Annotated in this window: 20 protein-coding genes; 13 read left to right on the forward strand and 7 right to left on the reverse strand. The window is 60.8% G+C overall.

The genetic code is table 11. The annotated features are described in order from the left end of the window. Window positions 1-2: 2 nt before the first annotated feature. Window positions 3-758: a flap endonuclease Xni gene (gene xni, locus KHQ23_RS24540; protein ID WP_004142871.1), complete on the reverse strand. Its 756-nt coding sequence runs from the start codon at window positions 756-758 to the stop codon at window positions 3-5. Between the two features lie 97 nt (window positions 759-855). Next, window positions 856-2,799, reverse strand: coding sequence for a sigma-54-dependent Fis family transcriptional regulator (locus KHQ23_RS24545; RefSeq protein WP_032435004.1), 1,944 nt, complete (start codon window positions 2,797-2,799; stop codon window positions 856-858). Between the two features lie 77 nt (window positions 2,800-2,876). Between KHQ23_RS24545 and KHQ23_RS24550 the strand changes: the two genes are divergently transcribed. From KHQ23_RS24550 to KHQ23_RS24590, 9 genes are all read left to right on the forward strand, one after another. Continuing rightward, a complete protein-coding gene (locus tag KHQ23_RS24550; protein WP_004219275.1) occupies window positions 2,877-2,993 on the forward strand; it encodes a hypothetical protein in 117 nt (38 codons plus the stop codon). Window positions 2,994-3,070: 77 nt separating this feature from the next. Continuing rightward, window positions 3,071-4,243 (forward strand): FMNH2-dependent alkanesulfonate monooxygenase, encoded by a 1,173-nt coding sequence (ssuD, locus tag KHQ23_RS24555; protein WP_002915347.1) that lies wholly within the window; start codon window positions 3,071-3,073, stop codon window positions 4,241-4,243. A gap of 46 nt (window positions 4,244-4,289) precedes the next feature. Then, complete coding sequence (locus tag KHQ23_RS24560; protein ID WP_009484710.1) at window positions 4,290-5,687, forward strand: FAD/NAD(P)-binding protein; 1,398 nt, start codon at window positions 4,290-4,292, stop codon at window positions 5,685-5,687. 73 nt (window positions 5,688-5,760) lie between these two features. Further along, complete coding sequence (locus tag KHQ23_RS24565) at window positions 5,761-7,167, forward strand: LLM class flavin-dependent oxidoreductase (protein ID WP_032435002.1); 1,407 nt, start codon at window positions 5,761-5,763, stop codon at window positions 7,165-7,167. Then, on the forward strand, window positions 7,164-8,186 hold the full coding sequence (locus tag KHQ23_RS24570) for a methionine ABC transporter ATP-binding protein (protein WP_004174621.1): 1,023 nt from the start codon (window positions 7,164-7,166) through the stop codon (window positions 8,184-8,186). Before KHQ23_RS24565 ends, KHQ23_RS24570 begins: the two co-directional genes overlap by 4 nt. Then, entirely contained in the window at window positions 8,183-8,881 is a 699-nt protein-coding gene (locus KHQ23_RS24575) for a methionine ABC transporter permease (RefSeq protein WP_032434999.1), read from the forward strand. The genes KHQ23_RS24570 and KHQ23_RS24575 overlap by 4 nt, the downstream gene beginning before the upstream one ends. Then, complete coding sequence (locus KHQ23_RS24580; RefSeq protein WP_073553609.1) at window positions 8,878-9,756, forward strand: MetQ/NlpA family ABC transporter substrate-binding protein; 879 nt, start codon at window positions 8,878-8,880, stop codon at window positions 9,754-9,756. The genes KHQ23_RS24575 and KHQ23_RS24580 overlap by 4 nt, the downstream gene beginning before the upstream one ends. A 193-nt stretch (window positions 9,757-9,949) precedes the next feature. Further along, entirely contained in the window at window positions 9,950-11,371 is a 1,422-nt protein-coding gene (locus KHQ23_RS24585) for an MFS transporter (RefSeq protein WP_004151071.1), read from the forward strand. Between the two features lie 10 nt (window positions 11,372-11,381). Continuing rightward, window positions 11,382-12,605, forward strand: a complete 1,224-nt coding sequence (locus KHQ23_RS24590; RefSeq protein WP_002915263.1) for an acyl-CoA dehydrogenase family protein — start codon at window positions 11,382-11,384, stop codon at window positions 12,603-12,605. Window positions 12,606-12,650: 45 nt separating this feature from the next. Here the strand turns inward: KHQ23_RS24590 and KHQ23_RS24595 are convergent, their stop codons facing one another. From KHQ23_RS24595 to queF, 5 genes are all read right to left on the reverse strand, one after another. Further along, window positions 12,651-13,592, reverse strand: a complete 942-nt coding sequence (locus KHQ23_RS24595; RefSeq protein ID WP_211776869.1) for an aliphatic sulfonate ABC transporter substrate-binding protein — start codon at window positions 13,590-13,592, stop codon at window positions 12,651-12,653. Window positions 13,593-13,730: 138 nt separating this feature from the next. Then, complete coding sequence (locus KHQ23_RS24600; RefSeq protein WP_002915259.1) at window positions 13,731-15,098, reverse strand: L-serine ammonia-lyase; 1,368 nt, start codon at window positions 15,096-15,098, stop codon at window positions 13,731-13,733. 65 nt (window positions 15,099-15,163) lie between these two features. After that, window positions 15,164-16,453, reverse strand: coding sequence for an HAAAP family serine/threonine permease (locus KHQ23_RS24605; RefSeq protein WP_004151070.1), 1,290 nt, complete (start codon window positions 16,451-16,453; stop codon window positions 15,164-15,166). A 509-nt stretch (window positions 16,454-16,962) separates the two neighbouring features. Continuing rightward, a complete protein-coding gene (gene ppnN, locus KHQ23_RS24610) occupies window positions 16,963-18,330 on the reverse strand; it encodes a nucleotide 5'-monophosphate nucleosidase PpnN (protein WP_002915258.1) in 1,368 nt (455 codons plus the stop codon). A 111-nt stretch (window positions 18,331-18,441) separates the two neighbouring features. Continuing rightward, window positions 18,442-19,287 (reverse strand): NADPH-dependent 7-cyano-7-deazaguanine reductase QueF, encoded by an 846-nt coding sequence (gene queF, locus KHQ23_RS24615; protein WP_004174633.1) that lies wholly within the window; start codon window positions 19,285-19,287, stop codon window positions 18,442-18,444. A 68-nt stretch (window positions 19,288-19,355) separates the two neighbouring features. On the opposite strand from queF, the gene syd reads away from it, so the two are divergent. From syd to KHQ23_RS24635, 4 genes are all read left to right on the forward strand, one after another. Then, window positions 19,356-19,901 (forward strand): SecY-interacting protein, encoded by a 546-nt coding sequence (gene syd, locus KHQ23_RS24620; RefSeq protein WP_032434995.1) that lies wholly within the window; start codon window positions 19,356-19,358, stop codon window positions 19,899-19,901. Between the two features lie 631 nt (window positions 19,902-20,532). Further along, entirely contained in the window at window positions 20,533-20,862 is a 330-nt protein-coding gene (locus KHQ23_RS24625; protein WP_002915249.1) for a YqcC family protein, read from the forward strand. Further along, window positions 20,862-21,656 carry a tRNA pseudouridine(65) synthase TruC gene (gene truC / locus KHQ23_RS24630; protein ID WP_002915236.1) on the forward strand — a complete coding sequence of 265 codons (795 nt, stop codon included), beginning with the start codon at window positions 20,862-20,864 and terminating at the stop codon, window positions 21,654-21,656. Before KHQ23_RS24625 ends, truC begins: the two co-directional genes overlap by 1 nt. Before the next feature lie 4 nt (window positions 21,657-21,660). Continuing rightward, on the forward strand, window positions 21,661-22,104 hold the full coding sequence (locus KHQ23_RS24635) for a flavodoxin (RefSeq protein ID WP_002915235.1): 444 nt from the start codon (window positions 21,661-21,663) through the stop codon (window positions 22,102-22,104). The last annotated feature ends 111 nt before the right edge of the window (window positions 22,105-22,215 follow it).

Here is a 22,215-nt window from a genome sequence, read left to right on the forward strand (position 1 = left end):
GGTCAGCGCGTCAGCCGCAGCTGCTGCAGATTGCCGTCCAGCTGGAGGTCGGTCTGCAGGCGGGCCACCTCCCGGCAGGTGAAGGCCATCTCCTGATGCGCGGCCAGCTTTTTGCGCCACTTCTCCGGGACCTCGGCCAGACGGGCGTACAGCCCCTCCAGGTCCTGAAACTCGTTCAGCAGCTGGGCGGCGCTTTTGGGTCCAATGCCCGCCACGCCCGGCACCTTCGAGCTGCTGATCCCCGCCAGCCCCCAGTAATCCGCCAGCTGCTCCGGGGTGACGCCGAACTCGCTGGCGATGAAGGGGGCGTCCAGCCAGCGCTTCTGAAAGTAGTCGCGGATGCGGATGGTGGGCGACAGCAGCTGGCAGTAGCCTTTGTCGGTGGAGACGATGGTGGCCTGATGGCCCGCCTGGGCCACCTTTACCGCCAGGGTGGCGGCGAGATCGTCCGCTTCGCTGCCCGGCGAGGCCCAGCAGCGGATCCCCCGCTGTTCGAAGGCGGCCCGCAGCGCCGGCATCTCGGCGACCAGCGTCTCCGGCATCGGCGCGCGGCCGGCTTTGTACTCCGGCAGGCGCTGGTGGCGCCAACCGTGGGCGCGATCCTCATCGTCGAACACCGCCACCGCATGGGTGGGCTGACTGTGGACGATCAGCTGCTCCAGGGCATGCAGGCAGGTATCGACGCAGGGTGAACCCTGCACCGCGTGAATGCGGCGGATTAGATTTAACGCGTCGACGATTAACAGATGAACAGCCACAGATACCCCCCTTATTCTCAGCGTCTTTAGGGTAACATCGCCATCAGATCGAGGCTATCTGCGCCTGAACAATCAGGAAGATAACGCGCAAATTTCGCTAACTGACCGTCATCAGCGGTCTGATGACGTCCGGCGCGGGTTCGCCGTACCACACCGCTTCGCGCACCGGGACCGGTTTGGCGATAAGCCCGAGGGCGTAAAAGCGATCGGCGATGGTCTGCTGGGCGCGGATCACCGACAGATCCATCGGCCGCGGGCGATGGCTGCGGCGGGCGAGGGCCATGCTCAGCGACCGGGCGTCGATCCCCAGCTCTGCCGAGAGTAAGCGGGCCGCTTCGCCGCGATGCGAGTCGATAAACTGCCCGGTGTGGGTCAGCTCCGTCAGCAGGCGGCGCATGATATCGCCATGCTGAGCGAGGTAGTCCCGTCGCGAAAGATAAAACTGATGGTTGTTGACCCGGCCTTCGCCGCTGGCGACCACCCGCAGCTCGCCGGTGTGTTCGGCGTCGCTGAGCAGCGGATCCCACATCATCCAGGCGTCAACCGCCAGATAGTCGCTGGCGGTCAGCGGATATTTCGGCGGGGTATAGACCACCCGCACATCGTTCAGACCCAGGCCGGCGTCCTCGAGGATCTGCAGCAGCAGCCAGTGGACATTCGACCCTTTATTGAGGGCGATGCGTTTACCGCGCAGATCGCTGAGCTGGCGAATGTCGCTCTCCTGCGGGACGACCATCGCCACGCTGCGCGGCGCCGGCGGCTCCCACGCCACGTACATCAGTTCGCTATTGCTGGCCTGGGCAAACACCGGCGGCGCTTCTCCGGTGGTGCCGAAGTCGATCTCGTTGCAGGCGAGGGCGTGGAGGAGCTGCGGTCCGGCAGGAAACTCACTCCACAGCACGTTGACGCCGAGGCTGGCGAAGGCGGTTTCCAGACTCTGACGGGCTTTCAGGATCCCGAGGCTGCCGAAGCGCTGGTAGCCAATGCGCAGTTCGCGATCGGCCCCGGCTGCGTTGGCGAACGCCCGCGGCGGCGCAGGCGGGCGGCGGCGGCTTTTGATCAGCCCGAGGTTAGCGAGCTGGGTGCGCAAGGTATGCCGGCTGATCCCCAACAGCGCGGCCGCCTGGCTCTGGTTATCGTCGCAATGTGCCATGGCGTGGCGAATCAGGGCGCTGGTCACTCGCTGCCACAGCGGCTCGCCGGGAAGCGCCAGCTGGTGGCGAATAAAGTCGTCCAGTTCATGATCGCTCGCCGGCCCCGGGGCGTCGTTGAGCGTCGCCAGGCGCAGCTGGGCAGGACTGATCTCCTCTTCTTTACTGAGCAGCACCGCGTTGTGCAGGGTGTTTTCCAGCTCGCGAATATTGCCCGGCCACGAATAGTCCATCAGCCGGGCCAGTGATTCCGGCGCCAGACGCAGGGTTGGCCGCCCGAGGCGCCGGGCGTAGAGTGATAAAAAGTGGTGCGCCAGCAGCGGGATATCCTGCCGACGCTGGCGCAGCGGCGGCAGCGGCACCACCGCGATATTCAGTCGATAGTAGAGATCCTCGCGAAAGCGGCGCTCGCGGATCGCCTGGGCCAGGTCAACGTGGGTGGCGGCAATCACCCGGACATTCACTTTAATCGCTTTGCGTGAGCCGACGCGGGTAATTTCACGCTCCTGCAGCACTCGCAGCAGCTTGACCTGCAGCGGCAGGCTTAATTCGCCGATCTCGTCCAGCAGCAGCGTTCCCCCTTCCGCGGCTTCAAACCAGCCGGGCTGTCCCTGCTGCGCGCCGGTGAAGGCGCCTTTCTCATGGCCGAACAGTTCGGCTTCGGCGAGGCTCTCGGTCAGCGCGCCGCAGTTAACGGCCAGAAACGGCTGCTGGCGACGGGCGCTGTGATGATGGAGATAGCGGGCCACCACCTCCTTGCCGGTGCCGGTTTCGCCCACGATCAGCACGGTCGCCTCCGTTGGCGCGAGTTTGTCCAGCAGGCTCTGGAAGGCCTTCGACGCCGGGTCGATCAGCGCGGGAGCGGTGGAAGGGGATTCTGGGTTCAGCATAGCGGGCCTCCGATCGTTGACGCTCTGAACTTATCCTGCGGCGGCCGCAGAAACCAGAGGGGGAAGGCCCGCGGCTGTTGCAAATGCGCCAGCGGATGCGCGGCGGCTGCGCGATTTGCAACAGCGCGGCGCGGCGAAGCCGTTTTCAGTGCATTGATTTTAAAAGATTAATTTTTTATTCACCATTGGCATGATTATCGCTAACACCCATATAACCAAATTAAAACATCTCTTCGATAAATATCGGATATGGTTATATAGGAAATAGATAATGACGCAGCAAGCTCCCGACAAGATCAATGTCTTCTGGTTCTTACCTACCCATGGCGATGGCCGTTATCTGGGTACCACCGAGGGTGGACGCCCGGTCGATTTACCTTATCTGCAGCAGGTGGCGCTGGCAGCCGACAGCCTGGGCTACTACGGCGTGCTGATCCCCACCGGTAAAAGCTGTGAAGATTCGTGGCTGGTGGCCTCGGCGCTGGCGCCGTTGACCCGCCGTCTGCGCTATCTGGTGGCGGTCAGACCGGGCCTGCAGCCGCCAACCCTGGCGGCGCGGATGGCGGCCACCCTCGACCGTTTATCGGAAGGTCGGCTGCTGATCAACGTCGTTACCGGCGGCGACCCGGTGGAAAACAAAGGCGACGGTATCTTCCTCAGCCACAGCGAGCGCTATCAGGTGACCCGCGAATTTCTTGATGTTTACACCCGCCTGCTGCGCGGGGAAAAAGTAGATTATCACGGCGAGCATATTCACGTGGAAGGCGCTGAGGTGTTGTTCCCGCCGGTGCAGGAGAATGGCCCGCCGCTCTATTTCGGCGGCTCTTCTGATGCGGCCATTGATGTGGCGGCCGAGCAGATCGACAGCTATCTGACGTGGGGCGAACCCCCGGAACTGGTGGCGGAGAAGCTGGCGGTGGTGCGCGAGCGCGCCGCGGCCCGCGGACGCACCCTGCAGTACGGCATTCGTCTGCACGTCATTGTGCGCGAAACGGAAGAAGAGGCATGGGCCGCCGCCGACCGGCTGATCGCCCATCTTGACGACGATACCATTGCCCAGGCGCAAAAGATCTTCGCCCGCATGGACTCGGCCGGCCAGGCGCGGATGAGCGCCCTGCATCAGGGATCGCGCGATAATCTGCGCATTGCGCCCAATCTGTGGGCCGGCGTCGGACTGGTGCGCGGCGGCGCGGGTACCGCGCTGGTAGGTAATCCGCAGCAGGTAGCGGAACGCATCCGCGAATATCAGGCGCTCGGCATCAGCAACTTTATCTTCTCCGGCTACCCACATCTGGAAGAAGCGCACCGCTTTGCTGAGCTGGTGATGCCTCTGCTGCCGCTGGAAAACGGGGCCTCGTCGAAGGCGCGTAGCGTGAACACCGGTCCGTTTGGCGAAACCATCGGCGGCGATAAGCGCCCGGTGCGCCAGGTCAGCGCCAGCTGATGGCCCGGAGCGCGACCATGAGACAGCATACCGGAGGAGGGCAGCGATGAGTGCAGAACCGCATATCGTGATTATCGGCGGCGGCTTTAGCGGCGCGGCGGTGGCGATTGAGCTGCTGCGCCTGGCGCCGAACGGGGTGCGCGTGACGCTGCTGGAGCCGCGCCAGTCCCCCGGGGCCGGGGTGGCCTACTCCACTGCGGAGCCGACGCACCGGATTAACGTTCCGGCCGCTCGCATGCAGCTGGCCGGCGACGAAGAGGGCGCCTTCGATCATTGGTACCGCCATCAGCCTGCCTTTACCGTCGATGTGCAGGCGCTGCGCCCGGACGGTTCCGTCTACCCTCAGCGCGGCCAGTTTGGTCGCTATGTGGCGCAGCGTTTTGCCGACGCCGCGGCGTCCAGCGGCGGACGGCTTCGCCACCTGCGCGATCGGGCGCTCGCTTTTCATCAGGGGACGGTGACCACCGACGGCGGCCTGCAGCTTAAGGCCGATCTGCTGGTGCTGGCGATCAGTCATCCACCGCCTTCGCTGCCGGCACAGGCCGAAGCCTGGCGTCATCATCCGGCGCTGATTGCCAACCCGTGGCAGCCAGGCGCGCTCGATGCCATCGCCCCGCACGCCCGGGTGGCGGTGATGGGCACCGGATTAACCATGGCCGATACGGTCGCGACGCTGGACCGGCTGGGCCACCGCAGCAGTATCGTCGCCTTTTCGCGCCATGGCCTGCTGTCGCGCGGCAACCTTAGCGGCGCAGGGGCAACCTGGCCTGGCGACTATCAGCAGGGCAGCCTGCGCCAGCGCCTGCGCCAGATCCGCCTCGACGTCGCGTATGCGGCGCAGCAGGGCCTGAGCTGGCAGGTGGTGCTGGATGCGGTTCGTCAGCAGGGGCAGCGGATCTGGCAGGCGCTCAGCGTCGCCGATCGCCAGCGTTTTCTGCGCCATCTGCGCCATTACTGGGATGTCCACCGCTACCGCGTGGCGCCGCAGGTCGCCGAGGTGCTGGAGGCGCGCCAGCGCACGGGCAGTCTGCAGGTGCAGGCGGCCAGGCTACTGTCGATAAGCGGTGAAGGCGAAACGCTGCGTCTGACGCTGGCGCGGCGCGGCGGCGGCGTGCAGACGCTGAGCGTCGATCACCTGATCCTGACCACCGGACCCGCACACCGCGCCCTGACCGACAGCCAGCCATTTTTACAGGACCTCGCCCGCCGCGGCCTGATTCGCGCCGATGCCCTCGGCATGGGCCTGGAGGTGGACAGCCGTTCCCGGGCAGTGGCTGAGCCGCACGTTGAGGCGCTGCCGGTGCTGGTGGCCGGTCCGGCCGCCCGCGGGCGTTTTGGCGAACTGATGGGCCTGCCGCAGGTAGCCGACCATGCCGCTGACGTGGCGGCGCAAGCGTTACTCACGCTCGGGATCCCGCAGGACTCCCGATGTCCTGCGTACTGAATACCTCTCTTTCTTTTCCCTGATTCATTTTGCCGCGTGCGCCCCGGCGACGGGCCGCGCTATGGAGATTGCTATGTCATCACAACGTGAAATTCGTCTTAACGCTTTCGATATGAACTGCGTCGGCCATCAGTCGCCGGGCCTGTGGGCGCATCCCCGGGATCGCTCCTGGCAGTATAAAGATCTGGAGTACTGGGTGGATCTGGCGCGGCTGCTGGAGCGCGGCAAGTTCGACGGGCTGTTTATCGCCGACGTGCTGGGGATCTATGACGTGCTGAACGGCAGCGGCGATGCGGCGATCCGCCAGGCGACGCAGGTTCCGGTCAACGATCCGCTGGCTCTGATCACCCCAATGGCGCTGGTGACGGAGTATCTGGGCTTCGGCCTGACCGCCTCGCTGTCGTTTGAGCATCCTTACCCCTTCGCTCGTCGTCTGTCGACGCTCGATCATCTGACCAAAGGGCGGGTGGGCTGGAATATCGTCACCTCCTATCTGGAGAGCGGGGCGCGCAATATCGGCCAGCAGACCCAGACCGACCATGACACCCGCTATGACTATGCCGATGAGTATTTGCAGGTGATCTATAAGTTGCTGGAGGGAAGCTGGGAGGATGGGGCGGTACTGCGCGACAGAGAGCGGAAGATCTTCAGCGATCCGCGGAAAATCCATCCCATTAACCATCAGGGACAGTTCTTTTCCGTGCCGGGGATCCACCTCTGCGAGCCATCCCCGCAGCGCACGCCGGTGCTGTATCAGGCGGGGGCGTCCAGCCGCGGCAAACAGTTCGCCGCCGGCCATGCCGAATGCGTCTTCGTCGCAGCGCCGTCGAAGGTGCTGCTGAAGAAGACGGTGGCGGATATTCGCCGCCGGGCAGCTGAGGCGGGGCGCGATCCGCACAGCATCCTGATCTTCAACCTGCAGACGGTAATTGTCGGCGACACCGACCGCGAGGCACAGGCGAAGTGGCAGGAATATAAGCAGTACGTCAGCTATGAAGGCGCGCTGGCGCTGCTCTCCGGCTGGACGGGGATCGATTTCGGCCAGTATCAGCCGGATCAGGTGCTGAAGTATCTGCACACCAACGCTATTCAGTCGGCGGTGGAGGCCTTTTCGACCGCTGATCCGAACCGCCAGTGGACGGTGCAGGCCCTGGCCGATTGGGCGGGGATCGGCGGCTTCGGTCCGCTGGTGGTTGGCAGCGCGCAAACCGTGGCGGACGAACTGCAGTCCTGGGTCGAAGAGACGGACGTCGATGGCTTTAACCTCGCCTATGCCGTCACTCACGAAACCTTCCGCGACGTCGTCGAGCTGCTGGTGCCTGAGCTGCAAAAGCGCGGCGTCTTTAAGCAGGAGTACCGCGAGGGGACCCTGCGCGAAAAACTGTTCGGCGCCGGCCCGCGTCTGGCCGCGCCTCACCCGGGCGCCAGCTACCGCCGCGATGCGCGCACGGCGGCATCGGTAGAGGAGAAGGTGACATGATCGCTATTGATGACCTGCATAAAAGTTACCGCACGGCGGATGGCCGGCTCAGCGCGGTGCTGAAAGGGCTGTCGCTGCAGGTGCCTGAGCGCTCCATCACCGCGGTGGTGGGGCCGAGCGGCGCCGGTAAATCAACCCTGGCGCGCTGCATCAGCCTGCTGGAGCAACCGGACAGCGGCAGCATTCGTATCAATGGCCAGGATCTGTCGGCGCTGTCCGGCGAGGCGCTGCGCCGGGAACGGCGGGCGATTGGCACCGTTTTCCAGTCTTCGGCGCTGTTGAGCCGCAGGACCGCCTGGGAGAATGTCGCCCTGCCGCTGGCGTGGCTTGGTGTGGTGGAGCGCGATATCAAGGCGCGGGTTGGCGAGCTGCTGGAGAGCGTCGGCCTGAGCCACAAAGCGGATGCCTGGCCGGCCCAGCTCTCAGGCGGCCAGCGCCAGCGGATCGGCATTGCCCGCGCGCTGGCGCTGCGCCCGTCCGTTCTGCTGGCGGATGAAGCCACCTCCGGCCTCGATCCTCAGGCCACGGCCTCGGTGCTGGCTCTGCTCAAGCGGCTGCGTGATGAGTACCAGCTGGCGATCGTCCTGATTACCCATGAAATGGACGCGGTGCGCACGGCGGCGGATGCGGTGGCGGAGATCCGCGACGGGACGATCGTCCAGTACGGGCGGATCGAAGATCTGCTGGCGCGTCCCGATTCTCTGCTCGGCCAGCAGCTGTTGCCGCTGACGCCGGCGGCAGCTACCCACAGCGATCTGCTGCTGCGTCTGAGCTACCGCTGGGATGTGCCGGTGGCCACCGACTGGATCAGCCGCCTGAGCCAGCAGTGGGCGCTGCAGATCGATCTCCTTGGCGGTCACGTCGAGGTGATTAATGGTCGGCTGGCCGGTCGCCTGCAGGCCGGAGTGCGCTTTCAGGGCGAACGCCTGTCGCCCGCGCGACTGCAGGGCCTGCTGGCGCAGCTCGGCATAACGGCGGAGATCCTCGACAGCGCGCCGTTGCTCAGGGAGGCGGTATGAAACCGACAGTCATCAGTCAGGATACCCCCTGGGGCGAAATCCCTTCGCTGCTGCTCCCCGCCTATGGCGAAACCTGGCTGATGGTGGCCATTGTGATGCTGTTTGTCGTCACGCTGGGAGGGCTGGTGGGGGTGGTGTTGTTTAATGCCTCGCCGCGGGGCTTATTTCCGCACGCACTGCTGTACCGGCTGCTGAACTGGGTGGTCAATATGGGACGTTCGCTGCCGTTTCTGGTGCTGATGGCCGCCATTATCCCGTTCACTTACTGGCTGACCGGCACCACGATTGGCATCCCCGCCGCGGTAGTGCCGATGATCGCCGCCGGCGTCCCGTTCTTTGGCCGTCTGGTGGAGAACGCGCTGCGCGAGTTGCCGGCGGAGGTCACCGCGGTGGGGGTCGTCTGCGGCGGGTCGCGCTGGCAAATCATTGTCAGCGCGCAGCTCAGTGAAGCCATGCCCGCGCTGGTGGCGGCGGTGACGCTAAACCTGGTCTCGATGATCGAGTATTCGGCTATCGCCGGGACCATCGGCGCCGGCGGCATCGGCTACCTGGCCGTGGTGTACGGCTATCAGCGCTTCGACAACCACATCATGATCGCGACGATCGTTGCCCTGATCGCCACGATCCAGTTGATTCAATTTTTGGGTGACCGTCTGGTCAACCGTTTACGCCACACGCAGGGGAACCTTGTATGACAACAGAGCAATTTGAGTTACGTAAAGCGCGGCGCTGGCCCTGGCTGGCGGCGCTGGCGGTGATTATCCTGCTCGCCATCGCCTTCTGGTGGTGGCGGGGACATACCCAAAGCCAGCAGGTGGTCTTCGGCAGCACGTTAAAAATTCACTACGAGCCGGCGATGGCCGGCGAGCAGCGGATCATTGAGTATATTAATCAGCATATTGCGCCCGATTACGGTCTGAAACTGGAGGCGGTGGGGGTGCAGGATCCGGTCCAGGCTGACCGCGCGGTAGCGGAAGGTCAGTATGCCGGGACGATCTATCAGCATCAGTGGTGGCTTAAACAGGTGGTGGACGCTAACGGCTTTGCGCTGTCGACCACGGTGCCGGTGTTCCAGTGGGCGTTTGGCATCTATTCCGACCGCTACTCGTCGGTACAGGCGTTGCCCAACGGCGCGACCATTGTCGTGCCTGACGATGGCGCCAATCAGGGGCAGGCCCTGTGGCTGCTCCAGCGCATTGGGTTGATCTCGCTCGACCCGGCGGTGGAGCCGCGCACGGCGAAGCTGAAAAATATTGTCGGTAACCCGCATCAGTTTGTCTTTAAAGAGCTGGATCTGCTGACCATGCCGCGGGCGTTAAATTCGGTGGATGCCGCCATCGGCTATGTCTCGCAATTTGACGCCGGGAAAGTGCCGCGTGAGAAAGGCATATTATTCCCGCCGGCGCCGCGCACCTTTGCTTCGCAATTAGTGATTGGTACACCGTATTTATCGCAGGAAAATATCGTCAAATTAAAACAGGCTTTTTCTGATCCGCTGATCCAGACGTGGTTAAAAACCACCGATGACCCGCTGGTAAAAGACGTATTAGTTCCAGTGTCCGCGGAATAAGCGTCCTGCACGACGTCTATTTTCGTTGTTATTTATTTCCCTTGAGGATGCGTGAAAGCGCGTCCTTTTTGTGCTGGTGATATTTATTAACTTATTGATTATATTGATTTTTATAGAATGATTTGTTGTTTTGATTCTCGTCGCGCGCGGTCTATAACAGCTGATGACCTGCACAAAATAATAAGGTGAAAAAATGAGTACATTACCAGTGGATAATCCCGGTATCGCTTCGGTACCGGTCAGTAGCGTCGGGGATGTGGCGCGGCTAATTAATTCCGGCAAGGAACAAGCGAAATATGCGCGGATGATTGTCTTCCTCGCGCTGGGGGGCGTTTTTCTCGACGCATATGACTTAACCACGCTCTCCTACGGTATTGATGACGTTGTACGTGAATTTCAGCTCTCACCGCTGCTGACCGGCCTGGTGACTTCGTCCATTATGGTCGGGACTATCGTCGGCAATATTATCGGCGGCTGGCTGACCGATAAATATGGTCGCTATTCGGTTTTTATGGCCGATATGTTCTTTTTCGTGATTTCGGCTATCGCCGCCGGGCTGGCGCCGAACGTCTGGGTGTTGATTGGCGCCCGTTTCCTGATGGGCATCGGCGTTGGCATCGACCTGCCGGTAGCGATGTCCTATCTGGCCGAGTTTTCCCGCTTTGCCGGCAAAGGCAACAAAGCGGCTCGCCTCGCGGCGTGGTGCCCGATGTGGTACGCCGCCTCAACCGTCTGCTTTCTCATTATCTTCGGCCTCTATTTCCTGCTGCCGCAGGAGCATCTTGACTGGCTGTGGCGCGCCTCCCTGCTGTTCGGCGCCGTGCCGGCACTGCTGATTATTGCCGTCCGCAGTCGATTTATGAATGAATCCCCGCTGTGGGCGGCGAACCAGGGCGATCTGACCTCTGCAGTGCGTATTTTACGCGACTCCTGGGGGATCCATGCCCATGAGGTCCCGGCGGCGAAGCCCGCGCCAGCGCCGAAAGTGAGCTTCCGCGTGCTGTTCGAAAAACCCTACCGCGAGCGGACTATCGTCGCCGGGGTGATGAATATCTGTATCTCCTTCGAGTACACGGCGATTGCCTTTTTCCTGCCGTCAATTCTTGCCCAGTTCCTCGGGGCTGGCGTCTTCGAAACTATTTCGGCATCGCTGGGGCTGAACGCCCTGTTTGCTTTTACCGGTGGGCTGCTCGGTATGCATCTGGCGTGGAAATATCCTTCGCGTCATGTGGCGATAGCCGGCTTCGCCCTGCAGTTTGTGGCGCTGATTGTGCTGGCGCTGGTGGGGCAACCGCACGCGACGGCAGGTATCGTGCTGGCTATCGCGATGCTGGGGCTGTGGCTGTTCGCCGAAGGGTTTGGCCCGGGGGCGCAGCTGATGATCTACCCGGCGCTCTCCTATCCTACTGCCATTCGCGCCACCGGGGTCGGTTTCAGCCGGGCACTCTCCGGGATCGGCAGCGCGCTGGCGTTGTTTATTCTGCCGCTGCTGCAGGCCTCCCTCGGCACGCAGATGTTCTGGGTGGTCTCGCTTGCCGCCATTATTCCCATTTTCTTCCTGCTGGCGGTCCGTCATGAACCGACGCGAGAAGATATCGACGCACTTCATGAATAAGGAACTGACAATGACCCTGCTCTCTACTGGCACCGATTATGACGCGCTGGCGGCCGCCTTCCGCCCGATATTCACCCGTATCGCCCAGGGCGCTGCGGAGCGCGAACAGCAGCGCATTCTGCCCGATGAGCCGATCCGCTGGCTGAAAGAAGCGGGCTTCGGCACGCTGCGTATCCCGCGTGAGAAGGGCGGCTGGGGCGCTTCGCTGCCGCAGCTCAGCGCGCTGCTGATCGAGCTGGCGCAAGCGGACTCTAACCTGCCGCAGGCCCTGCGCGCGCACTTTGCCTTTGTGGAAGATCAGCTGAATCAGCCGGATTCCGCCGGGCGCGACCGCTGGTTTCGTCGCTTCCTCGACGGTGAGCTGGTGGGCAGCGGCTGGACGGAGATCGGCGCGGTTAAGCTGGGAGAGGTGAACACCAGAGTGACGCCGACAGAGGGCGGCTGGCGACTCGACGGCGAGAAGTTTTACAGCACCGGCGCGCTGTACGCCGACTGGATCGATGTGTTTGCCCGGCGCAGTGATACCGCCAGCGATGTGATAGCCCTGGTCAGCACCCAGCAGACCGGCGTGGTGCGGGAAGATGACTGGGATGGCTTTGGCCAGCGGTTGACCGGCAGCGGGACCACCCGCTTTACCGGCGCTCGGGTGGAAACCGAACATGTCTATGATTTTGCCCAGCGCTTTCGCTATCAGACCGCCTTCTACCAGCATGTGCTGCTGGCGACCCTCGCGGGCATTGGCCTGGCGGTTGAGCGGGATGCCGCGCAGGGCGTCAAACATCGCTCCCGGATGTACAGCCACGGCAACGCCGCCGTGCCGCGCGATGACGCCCAGGTTCTGCAGGTCGTTGGGCAGATCAGCAGCTGGGCATGGGCGACCCGGGCCGCGGTCCTGCAGGCCGCGGAATCGCTGCAGCAGGCCTATGTGGCGCACGTCAGCGACGACGAAGCATTGATTGCCCGGCGTAACCAGCTGGCGGAAGTGGAAGCGGCGCAGGCGCAGGTGATCGCCAGCGACTGGATCCCGCGGGCGGCGACGGAGCTGTTTAATGCCCTCGGGGCGTCGGATACGCGAACTCGCCTTGCGCTGGATCGCCACTGGCGGAATGCGCGGACGGTTGCCTCGCATAATCCGGTGATTTATAAGGCACGTAATATCGGTAACTGGCTGGTGAACGGTGAAGCGCCCACCTTTATCTGGCAGATAGGCAATGGTGAGAAAACGGCGGGGTAAGCCTGTCGGCGACGGGAGGCGCAGTGCTTCCCGTCGTCAGGAAAATCAAGGTTTATCCAGCGACCAGGTGGCGCTGCGCACGTCGACTTTCACCGGCAGCAGGCCGATGCGCGTAAAGGTATCCGCCAGCGCCTGCTGTTCGTTATACACCGCCGGGGTCATGCGTTCGGCACCGTAGGGCAGGCGGGCCAGGGTCTTCAGCCAGATGGCTTTATCCAGTCCGGTTGAGGTCGACAGCAGCCCGGCGGCCTCGTCCTGATGGCTGTTCGCCCACGCGCTGAGTTTACCCAGCTCATCCACCACCTGCTTTGCTGTCTCCGGGTAGGTATCTGCAAACTTGCGGCTGGCGAGATAGAAGGTGTAGTGCGGCACCAGCCCCTCGGCATTGCGGATCTGTCGGGCTTTCGCGTTGGTTTCCACTTCTGCGAGGAACGGATCCCAGATCACCCACGCATCAATCGCCCCGCGCTGGAAAGCGGCGCGGGCTTCCGCCGGCGGCAGATAGACCGGGGTGATGTCTTTATAGCTGAGGCCCGCTTTTTCCAGTGCGGCAACCAGCAGGTAGTTGACGTCAGACCCCTTGTTCAACCCCACGCGCTTGCCCTTCAGGTCGGCCACGCTGTGGATTGCCGACTGTTCAGGCACCACAATCGCTTCCGTTTTCGGGTTAGCGGGGGAGTGGGCAAGGTAGACCAGATCGGCTTGCGCCGCCTGGGCAAAGGCCGGAGGTGCATCGCCGGTCGCGGCCAGATCGATACTACCGACGTTCAGCCCCTCCAGCATTTGCGGCCCGGCGGGGAATTCGACCCAGCGTACGGCAATGCCCTGTTTTTTCAGGCTCTCATCCAGTGTGCCGCGGTACTTCAGCAGCGCGAAGATATTCGCCTTTTGATAGCCGATGTTGACGGTTTCCGGCGCTTTGGCCAGCGCGGAGGTAGAGAGGGCGGCGAGGACCAGCAGCCAGGCGGGGCGGAATCGGTTGGACATTTTCTGTTCTCCTTAGCGGTTTTGCGTAAGGTAACAAACAGCGCTTATAACCATTAAATAACTAAAATTTTATTGATATAACAAAAAGAGTTATGCAGGACGATGGCCCGACACGCCGACGCGTGGCGGGCCAGCAGGTTAATCGCAGGCAACAATCTTCATCGCCAGACCACCGCGGGAGGTTTCCCGGTACTTGGCGTTCATGTCTTTGCCGGTTTCGTACATGGTCTCGATCACTTTATCGAGACACACGCGCGGCTCGCTGGTCCGGCGCAGCGCCATTCGCGCGGCGTTGACCGCTTTCACGGCAGCGATAGCGTTGCGTTCGATGCACGGCACCTGCACCTGGCCGGCGACCGGGTCGCAGGTCAGGCCGAGGTTATGCTCCATAGCGATCTCTGCCGCGATGCACACCTGACCCGGGCTGCCGCCCAGCAGTTCCGCCAGACCGGCCGCCGCCATCGAGCAGGCGACCCCCACTTCACCCTGGCAGCCGACTTCGGCGCCGGAGATGGAGGCGTTCATCTTATACAGCGAACCAATCGCGCTGGCGACCAGCATATAGCGGGCCAGGGAGTTGCTGTTCACCTTGCGGATAAACTTGTCGTAGTAGGCCAGCACCGCCGGCACGATACCGCAGGCGCCGTTGGTTGGCGCGGTCACCACCCGGCCGCCGGCGGCGTTCTCTTCGTTCACCGCCAGGGCGAACATATTGATCCAGTCGACCACCGCCATCGGATCGCTGTTGGTGGTGTCCTGGCTCACCAGCATACGGCGCAGCGCGGCGGCGCGGCGCGGGACGCGCAGTTTGCCCGGCAGGACGCCTTCGGTGGTGATGCCGCGCTCGATACCGGCGCTCATCACTTCCCACACCGCGGCGAAGTGTTGCTCAAGGGCTTCTTTGCTGTGCAGCGCCAGTTCGTTCTGCATCATCAGGCCGGAGAGCGACAGCCCGGTTTCACGGCAGTGACGCTGCAGGTCGGCGGCGTTTTTGTAAGGGTAAGGAACGGCAACCGGCGCCTCGGTAGTCTGGCCGAAGTGCTCCTCATCAACGATAAAGCCGCCGCCGATAGAGTAATACGTCTGGCTGTAGAGCACCTTGTCGCCGGCCAGGGCGGTGATACGCATGCCGTTCTCATGCAGCGACAGGTTGTCGGCATGGAAATTCATGCACTGATCCACCGGGAAGTCCACTTCGTGCTGACCGTTGGCCAGCATCAGGCGGCCATGGGTATTAACGTCCTGAATAAAGCCCGGAATGGCGTCGATGTCGACGGTGTCCGGCAGGTTGCCGGCGAGTCCCATGATAATCGCGATATCGGTATGGTGGCCTTTACCGGTCAGGGAGAGGGAGCCGTAGACGTCGACGACGACTTTGCTCACCTCGGCCAGCAGGCCGCGCGCGATCAGGTCGTCAGTGAATTGTTTGCCCGCTTTCATCGGTCCAACGGTATGGGAGCTGGAAGGGCCAATGCCGATTTTAAAGATATCGAATACGCTGATCATATGTATTCCCGTGCTGTCGGAAAGCGCGCCGCCGTAAAGCGGCGCGGGGGGAGGCGTTGAATGAATTAGCTGAACAGAGAGTAGAAGATCGCGGAGATGGCAATCAGGCCCATAATCACCACGAAGACGTTGCTGATATGGCCGCTGTATTTACGCATCGCCGGGACTTTCTGAATCGCGTACATCGGCATCAGGAACAGGATCATCGCGATAATCGGGCCGCCAAGGGTCTCGATCATACCGAGGATGCTCGGGTTCAGGGTTGCCACAATCCAGGTGGTGATCAGCATGAACAGCGCGGTCAGCTTGTTCAGTTTGTTGATTTCAATTGATTTGCCTTTACTGCGCAGGGATTTAATCACCATGCCGTTAAAGCCTTCGCGAGCGCCCAGATAGTGGCCAAGGAAGGATTTGGTGATGGCGATCATCGCGATGATCGGCGCCATCCAGGCAATGATTGGCGCGTTAAAGTGGTTCGCCAGGTAAGACAGAATCGAGATGTTCTGCTCTTTCGCCGCCGCCAGGTCTGCCGGAGAGAGGCTCAGAACGCAGCTGAAGACGAAGAACATCACGGTCAGCACCATCATGATGTGGGCGCGAGCGAGGATACTGGAGCATTTCTTCTCAGCGCCTTCGCCGTACTCTTCACGTTTGGCTACCGCGAAGGAAGAGATGATCGGCGAGTGGTTGAAGGAGAAGACCATCACCGGGATCGCCAGCCACAGGGTCATCAGCAGGCCGTTGCCGGTAACGGAAGCGCCGCTCAGGGAGAGCGTCTCCAGCGCCGCGCCGTTCCACTGCGGGATCAGATACAGAGCCAGCACCATCAGCGCGATAACGAACGGGAACACCAGCACACTCATTGCCTTAACGATCATCTGCTCGCCGAAACGCACAATGGTCATCATGCCGACAATCAGGATCAGCGACAGAATGGCGCGCGGCGGCGGCGTCATGTGCAGCTGATGCGCCATGAAGGTTTCGACGGTGTTAGTGATCGCCACGCTGTAAACCAGCAGGATCGGGTAGATAGCGAAGAAATAAAGCAGGGTAATCAGCTTACCTGCGCCTACGCCGAAGTGTTCTTCCACTACTTCGGTGATGTCTTCGCCCGGGTTTTTCCCGGAGAGCACGAAGCGGGTCATGCCGCGGTGGGCGAAGAAAGTCATCGGGAAGGCCAGAATCGCCATGATGATCAGGGGGATCATGCCGCCAACGCCGGCGTTGATCGGCAGGAACAAGACGCCCGCGCCAATCGCTGTACCGTACAGGCCCAGCATCCACATGGTGTCGGTTTTACGCCATCCGCTGCGGGTTTCGCCCGAAACGATGGTGCTGGTTTGAGTGGTTTCCATCTGTATCTCCTGGAGGAATCAACAAAATCTAATGAATAAATACAATTGCGTAACATGAAATTCGTTTAATTACGGTTTTTTTAGAAATTTTCTCCGTAATAATTGGGCCGGAAAGATACATTTATATGGTTTATGCATCAGTGATCGCGATCTCAAATGCAATAATCCACTTTCAATGTGCGTATTTTTAGTCCAACAGCCTGTTTCTGGTGATCAGCCAGCGATTTGTGGCGCGAAGGCTACCATTTGCAGCATATGAGATAAAAGCGGAGCGGCGTAATAACGAGGGATTTACTGTAAAAAAGAGAACTAGTCGACGTTTTTGCGCTTAAAACCATTTTTTGCAGTGATAATTGTCGCAGTTTTTACCAACGCAAACGTTTGGCTATGTAGAAATAATTCAGGTGATTGATTAGTAACAGAAAGGTTTTTAGCGCGTTCTGGAAGTCAGAGGAAGAGAGCCCGCCGGGGGCAGGCGTCAGGCGATGCCCCGGCGGGAGAGTGGGAAATCAGGCGATGATTTCGTAGCAAGGAATATAGGCGGTGCCGCCCGGAAGCTTCATGCGGTGCTGGGCGACGAAGCCCTGCAGCAGATCGTCCATACGGCGCATCATCTCCGGATCGCCGTGCAGTTTGTAAGGACCGTACTGCTCAATGGCCTGGATGCCCACCTCTTTGACGTTCCCCGCGACAATCCCGGAGAAGGCACGACGCAGGTCGGCGGCCAGCACTTCCACCGGCTGATCCGGGGAGAGTTTGAGGTTGGCCATGTTCTCGTGGGTCGGATCAAACGGCATCTGCAGGTCCGGCGAGATGCGAATCGACCAGTTAAAGCTATAGGCGTCATCGGTCTCGCGACGGCTCTCTTTCACCAGCGGCATCGCTTTTTTCATCTGCCGCGCCACTTCCGCGGGGTCGTCAATGATGATCCGGTAGTGGCGACGGGCCGATTCGCCCAGGGTATGGGTGATAAACTCGTCCAGTACGCGGAAGTAGTCGGCGCTCTCCTTCGGCCCGGTGAGGATCAGCGGCAGCACCTGCGCTTTGTTGTCGGGGTGCATCAGAATACCCAGCAGGTAGAGCAGCTCTTCGGCAGTGCCGACGCCGCCCGGGAAAATAATGATCCCGTGGGCGATACGTACGAAGGCCTCCAGACGCTTTTCGATATCCGGCATGATGATCAGTTCATTGACCAGCGGGTTCGGTGGTTCCGCAGCGATAATGGATGGTTCGGTCATGCCGATAAAGCGGCTGTCTTTGTAGCGCTGCTGCGCATGGCCGACGGCGGCGCCTTTCATCGGCGCCTCCATTGCGCCAGGCCCGCAGCCGGTGCAGATATTCAGTTCCCGCAGGCCCAGCTGCGTACCGACGCGGCGGGCGTAGAGATATTCGTTTTCGTTGATGGAGTGGCCGCCCCAGCAGACGATCATGTTCGGCGCCTCGCCGACGTGCAGCGCGCGGGCGTTGCGCAGGATCGAGAACACCAGGTTAGTGATATGAACCGAACTTTCGAGATCGAGGTTCGGGAAGCGAACGGTATTGTGGATCTGGCCGTAAACGAACAGGATATCGCGCAGCACGGCGAACAGGTTGGCCTGCAGGGAGCGGATAATCCGCCCGTCAACGAAGGCGTCTTCCGGCGGGTTGATCAGTTCCAGCTTCACGCCGCGTTCGCGCCGCAGCACGTTAATCTCGAAATTTTCGAAACGGGACAGGAGCTCCTTGCTGTTATCGGTCAGGCTCCCCGAGTTGAGCACAGCAAGCGAGCAGTTGCGAAAGAGTTGGTACAGGTCGCTGCTAGCGGTGCGCTTAAGCATATCCACTTCCAGCTGCGACAGCATATCCATTGAACCAAGCGGGCTAACATGTGTAATCAAGTGAACTCCTTACAGGACGCTTATGGTCTTCCTGTGATTACAATAGCCCTGCGAACGGCGTTTCCACAACCTTGCGCGCGCCTAAACGCACGCAAATTGTGAAATTGTTTATTATTGACGGGCGAGGCGGCCGGTGGCGGGGGAAAAGTCGCCATTGCTGCGCCAGGGGTTGATATCCAGACCGCCGCGTCGCGTATAGCGGGCGTAAACGGAAAGCGATTCCGGCTGGCAGAAACGGAGAATATCGTTAAAGATACGTTCGACGCACTGCTCATGGAATTCGTTATGGTGGCGGAACGAAACCAGATAGCGCAGGAGCTGCTCGCGGTCGATTTTCGCCCCCCGATACTGGATCTGCACCGAGCCCCAGTCCGGCTGATGAGTGATAAGGCAATTGGACTTCAGCAGGTGGCTGACCAGCGTCTCCTCCACGATTTTGCCGCTGGCGGCGCCCTGCAGGTAATCGGCGCTGAACTGATAGTTATCGATCTCGATATCCTGATCGTCGATGCAGGTGCCGTGCAGGCGGGCAATCGGCTGGCCTTCCAGTTCATCCAGGCGGTAGAGCGATACCTTCACCTTCCCCTGCGCGCAGGCGCTGAGATCGCGAGTCAGCGTCTCTGCAACGTCCTGCCAGCTGGCGAAACGGGTCTGGTTAAAGCTGTTGAGATAGAGCTTAAAGCTTTTCGACTCCACCAGATTGAGGCTGGTATCGGGCAGCTCGACGTGGCCGACAGCCACCTGCGGCAGACCTTTGCCGTTCAGCCAGGAGAGTTCGTACAGCGTCCAGATATCGGCGCCGTGAAACGGCAGATTATCGGCATGCAGGCCCAGCGGGTCGCGGTTTAAACTGCGCGGCACGCCCTGCAGCAGCGAGGCGTCATAGGTATCGCGGTAATCGGTTGATTTACCGAGCGTCAGGCCGGCCAGCGCCTGATGATTATCGTAAGAAGACATGTTTCACCATAGTAAAGCGGGTACACTATTGCTCCAGTGTATCCTGTCTAACGTGAAGAGAGAAACCGGTGGACCATCAGACAGCAGAAGCGCTACGCGCTTTTACCCAACGATATTGCGCCGTCTGGCAGCAGCAGCGCCACAGCCTGCCGCGCAGTGAAGAGCTTTACGGCGTCCCGTCGCCTTGCGTTGTCGACACCCAGGGCGAGGCCGTTTTCTGGCAGCCGCAGCCGTTTTCGCTGGCGCAAAATATCAGCGCGGTTGAACGCGCCCTCGACATTGTGGTACAACAGCCGCTTCATTCTTATTATACCACTCAGTTTGCCGGCGATATGTCCGGCCGGTTTGCCGGCGAAACCTTGACGCTGCTGCAGACCTGGAGTGAAGAGGATTTCCAGCGGGTGCAGGAAAATTTAATCGGGCACCTGGTGGTGCAGAAGCGGTTGAAGCTGTCGCCGACGCTGTTTATCGCCACCCTCGAGAGTGAAATGGATGTGATTTCCGTCTGTAATCTCAGCGGCGAGGTAGTCAAAGAGACCCTCGGCACCGCCAAACGCATTACGCTTTCTCCCTCACTTGCGGGTTTCCTCAACCACCTTGAGCCAGTTCTGTAATCCAGTCTGCCAGATCGTTTGTGAGAGATCTCTTACAAAACCTGTAAGAGATCGTCATCATTTAAGGTAAATTTAATCCATACTTTTTTATATAAGTTGTTGGTATTAAATCAGATCTTAATTTTTTCGTCCTTTTGAGTGGGGACTAATCTTAAGAGATTGTCTCAAGAAGGGTTGTAAGAAGGGGCAGAATCAGTGATCCTATGTCTGTCGACAGGACGTCGCGAAATGAAGCGAACATCAGGATGATGGCGCTTCTGCAGGACCCGCCAGGACGGCGTTGCAGGGACAGGCTTCAGGATGAAGCAAGGATAACGCAGGATCGCGTAATGGACACCTCCAGGATGGAGAACGAGAGCCGCTCAGGATGAACGGTGGATCAGGAAGATCGGGACAAACTTATGGATAAGTCATTTCGCATCGGGGTGGTGTGAAAGCAGGATGCACGTGTTTATGGATGAACATGGTCAGGAGACCTCAGGAAAAGTTTTCAAGGACGAGCAGGGAGCACCAATGTAGCGGGACTGCTGCAAAACGAACCGGGAGCACTGTTTATACAGTGCTCCCTTTTTTTATTTCTCCTGCGGATTTGCTATCCTGCGCCCGGTTTTTAACTCATCGAGGTTTCCCCATGACTCTTCACGATAGCGTGCGCGATCGCCTGCGCGCCATTGAAGCCCTGCTGCGCGAAACGGAGCACTGGCAGGAGACGGCGCCGGACAGCAGCGCCTTCGCCAGCGATAAGCCGTTTTGCCTGGATACCCTGGAGCCGCTGGAGTGGCTGCAGTGGGTCCTGATCCCGCGTATGCACCAGCTGCTGGAGAGCGGCCAGCCGCTGCCGCAAAATTTTGCCGTTGCGCCTTATTACGAAATGGCTCTGGATCAGGCCCACCCGGTCCGCGAATCCATGCTGGCGGAACTTCTGCTGTTAGACGCGCTGTTTGCCGGTGAGCAGGCCTGATGCTGGAGATTATCTACCAGGACGACTGGCTGGTGGCGGTCAACAAACCCTCGGGCTGGCTGGTGCATCGCAGCTGGCTCGATCGCGACGAGAAAGTGGTGGTGATGCAGACCGTGCGCGACCAGATTGGTCAGCACGTTTTTACCGCTCATCGTCTCGACCGGCCCACCTCCGGCGTGCTGCTGATGGGATTGTCGAGCGAGGCGGGCCGGCTGCTGGCGCAACAGTTCGAGCAGCACCAGATCCGGAAGCGCTACCATGCGATCGTCCGCGGCTGGCTGATGGAAGAGGCGCTGCTGGATTACCCGCTGGTGGAGGAGCTGGATAGAATTGCCGATAAGTTCGCCCGCGAAGATAAAGGGCCGCAGCCAGCGGTAACCCACTACCGCGGTCTGGCGACAGTGGAGATGCCAGTGGCGACTGGGCGCTATCCCACCTCGCGCTATGGGCTGGTGGAACTGGAGCCGAAAACCGGCCGCAAGCACCAGCTGCGCCGTCATCTGGCCCACCTCCGTCATCCGATCCTCGGCGACAGCAAGCACGGCGATCTGCGGCAAAACCGCAGCGCCGCGGAACATTTTGGCTGTCACCGCCTAATGCTGCACGCCAGCGAGCTGTCGTTAACCCATCCTTTTACCGGCGAGCCGCTGACCCTGCGCGCCGGTTTTGACGACGTCTGGATGCGCGCGCTGTCGCAGTTTGGCTGGCGCGGGCTTCTCCCGCTAAATGAAAGGGTTGAGTTTGCCGACGACAGCGGTCAGGATGAAGAGAATAAGGTCAATCCAGGGAGATAATAGCATGGCGGAAGTCGGAATTTTTGTCGGCACCATGTACGGCAACTCGCTGCTGGTCGCGGAAGAAGCGGAAGCGATCCTCAGCGGACTGGGACACAAGGCTACCGTGTATGAGGATCCGCAGGTCAACGACTGGGAATCCTACACGGGTAAGTATGTGCTGGTGGTCACCTCCACCACCGGGCAGGGCGATCTGCCGGACAGCATCGTCCCGCTGTATGAGGGCATCAAAGATATGTATCAGCCTCACCTGCGGTACGGCATTATCGCGCTCGGCGACAGCACCTATGCCAACTTTTGCGGCGGCGGCCTGAAGTTCGATCAGCTGCTGCAGGAGCAGGGCGCGAAGCGCATCGGCGAGATGCTGAAGATTGACGCCAGCGAAGACCCGGAGCCGGAGAGCGTCTCCAATCCGTGGGTTGAGCAGTGGGCCACCCTGCTCGCATAAAAGCGCTGCCCTCTCCCTACGCAGAGGGCGCTCTTTCAATACGTCGCGGCCAGATACGCGGACGTCAAAATAGTAGCGCTTTCCAGGCGCCACGCCTTTAGGCAAACGCCA

It is taken from the genome of Klebsiella sp. 64, assembly GCF_018223915.1.
Taxonomy (GTDB): Bacteria; Pseudomonadota; Gammaproteobacteria; order Enterobacterales; family Enterobacteriaceae; genus Klebsiella; species Klebsiella pneumoniae.

Excerpts from the sequence above, each read along its gene's own strand:
- KHQ23_RS24545 (WP_032435004.1), bottom strand. The coding sequence starts at position 2,799 with ATGCTGAACCCAGAATCCCCTTCCACCGCTCCCGCGCTGATCGACCCG.
- ssuD (WP_002915347.1), top strand. The coding sequence starts at position 3,071 with ATGACGCAGCAAGCTCCCGACAAGATCAATGTCTTCTGGTTCTTACCT.
- KHQ23_RS24560 (WP_009484710.1), top strand. The coding sequence starts at position 4,290 with ATGAGTGCAGAACCGCATATCGTGATTATCGGCGGCGGCTTTAGCGGC.
- KHQ23_RS24565 (WP_032435002.1), top strand. The coding sequence starts at position 5,761 with ATGTCATCACAACGTGAAATTCGTCTTAACGCTTTCGATATGAACTGC.
- KHQ23_RS24570 (WP_004174621.1), top strand. The coding sequence starts at position 7,164 with ATGATCGCTATTGATGACCTGCATAAAAGTTACCGCACGGCGGATGGC.
- KHQ23_RS24575 (WP_032434999.1), top strand. The coding sequence starts at position 8,183 with ATGAAACCGACAGTCATCAGTCAGGATACCCCCTGGGGCGAAATCCCT.
- KHQ23_RS24580 (WP_073553609.1), top strand. The coding sequence starts at position 8,878 with ATGACAACAGAGCAATTTGAGTTACGTAAAGCGCGGCGCTGGCCCTGG.
- KHQ23_RS24585 (WP_004151071.1), top strand. The coding sequence starts at position 9,950 with ATGAGTACATTACCAGTGGATAATCCCGGTATCGCTTCGGTACCGGTC.
- KHQ23_RS24590 (WP_002915263.1), top strand. The coding sequence starts at position 11,382 with ATGACCCTGCTCTCTACTGGCACCGATTATGACGCGCTGGCGGCCGCC.
- KHQ23_RS24595 (WP_211776869.1), bottom strand. The coding sequence starts at position 13,592 with ATGTCCAACCGATTCCGCCCCGCCTGGCTGCTGGTCCTCGCCGCCCTC.
- KHQ23_RS24600 (WP_002915259.1), bottom strand. The coding sequence starts at position 15,098 with ATGATCAGCGTATTCGATATCTTTAAAATCGGCATTGGCCCTTCCAGC.
- KHQ23_RS24605 (WP_004151070.1), bottom strand. The coding sequence starts at position 16,453 with ATGGAAACCACTCAAACCAGCACCATCGTTTCGGGCGAAACCCGCAGC.
- queF (WP_004174633.1), bottom strand. The coding sequence starts at position 19,287 with ATGTCTTCTTACGATAATCATCAGGCGCTGGCCGGCCTGACGCTCGGT.
- KHQ23_RS24625 (WP_002915249.1), top strand. The coding sequence starts at position 20,533 with ATGACTCTTCACGATAGCGTGCGCGATCGCCTGCGCGCCATTGAAGCC.
- truC (WP_002915236.1), top strand. The coding sequence starts at position 20,862 with ATGCTGGAGATTATCTACCAGGACGACTGGCTGGTGGCGGTCAACAAA.
- KHQ23_RS24635 (WP_002915235.1), top strand. The coding sequence starts at position 21,661 with ATGGCGGAAGTCGGAATTTTTGTCGGCACCATGTACGGCAACTCGCTG.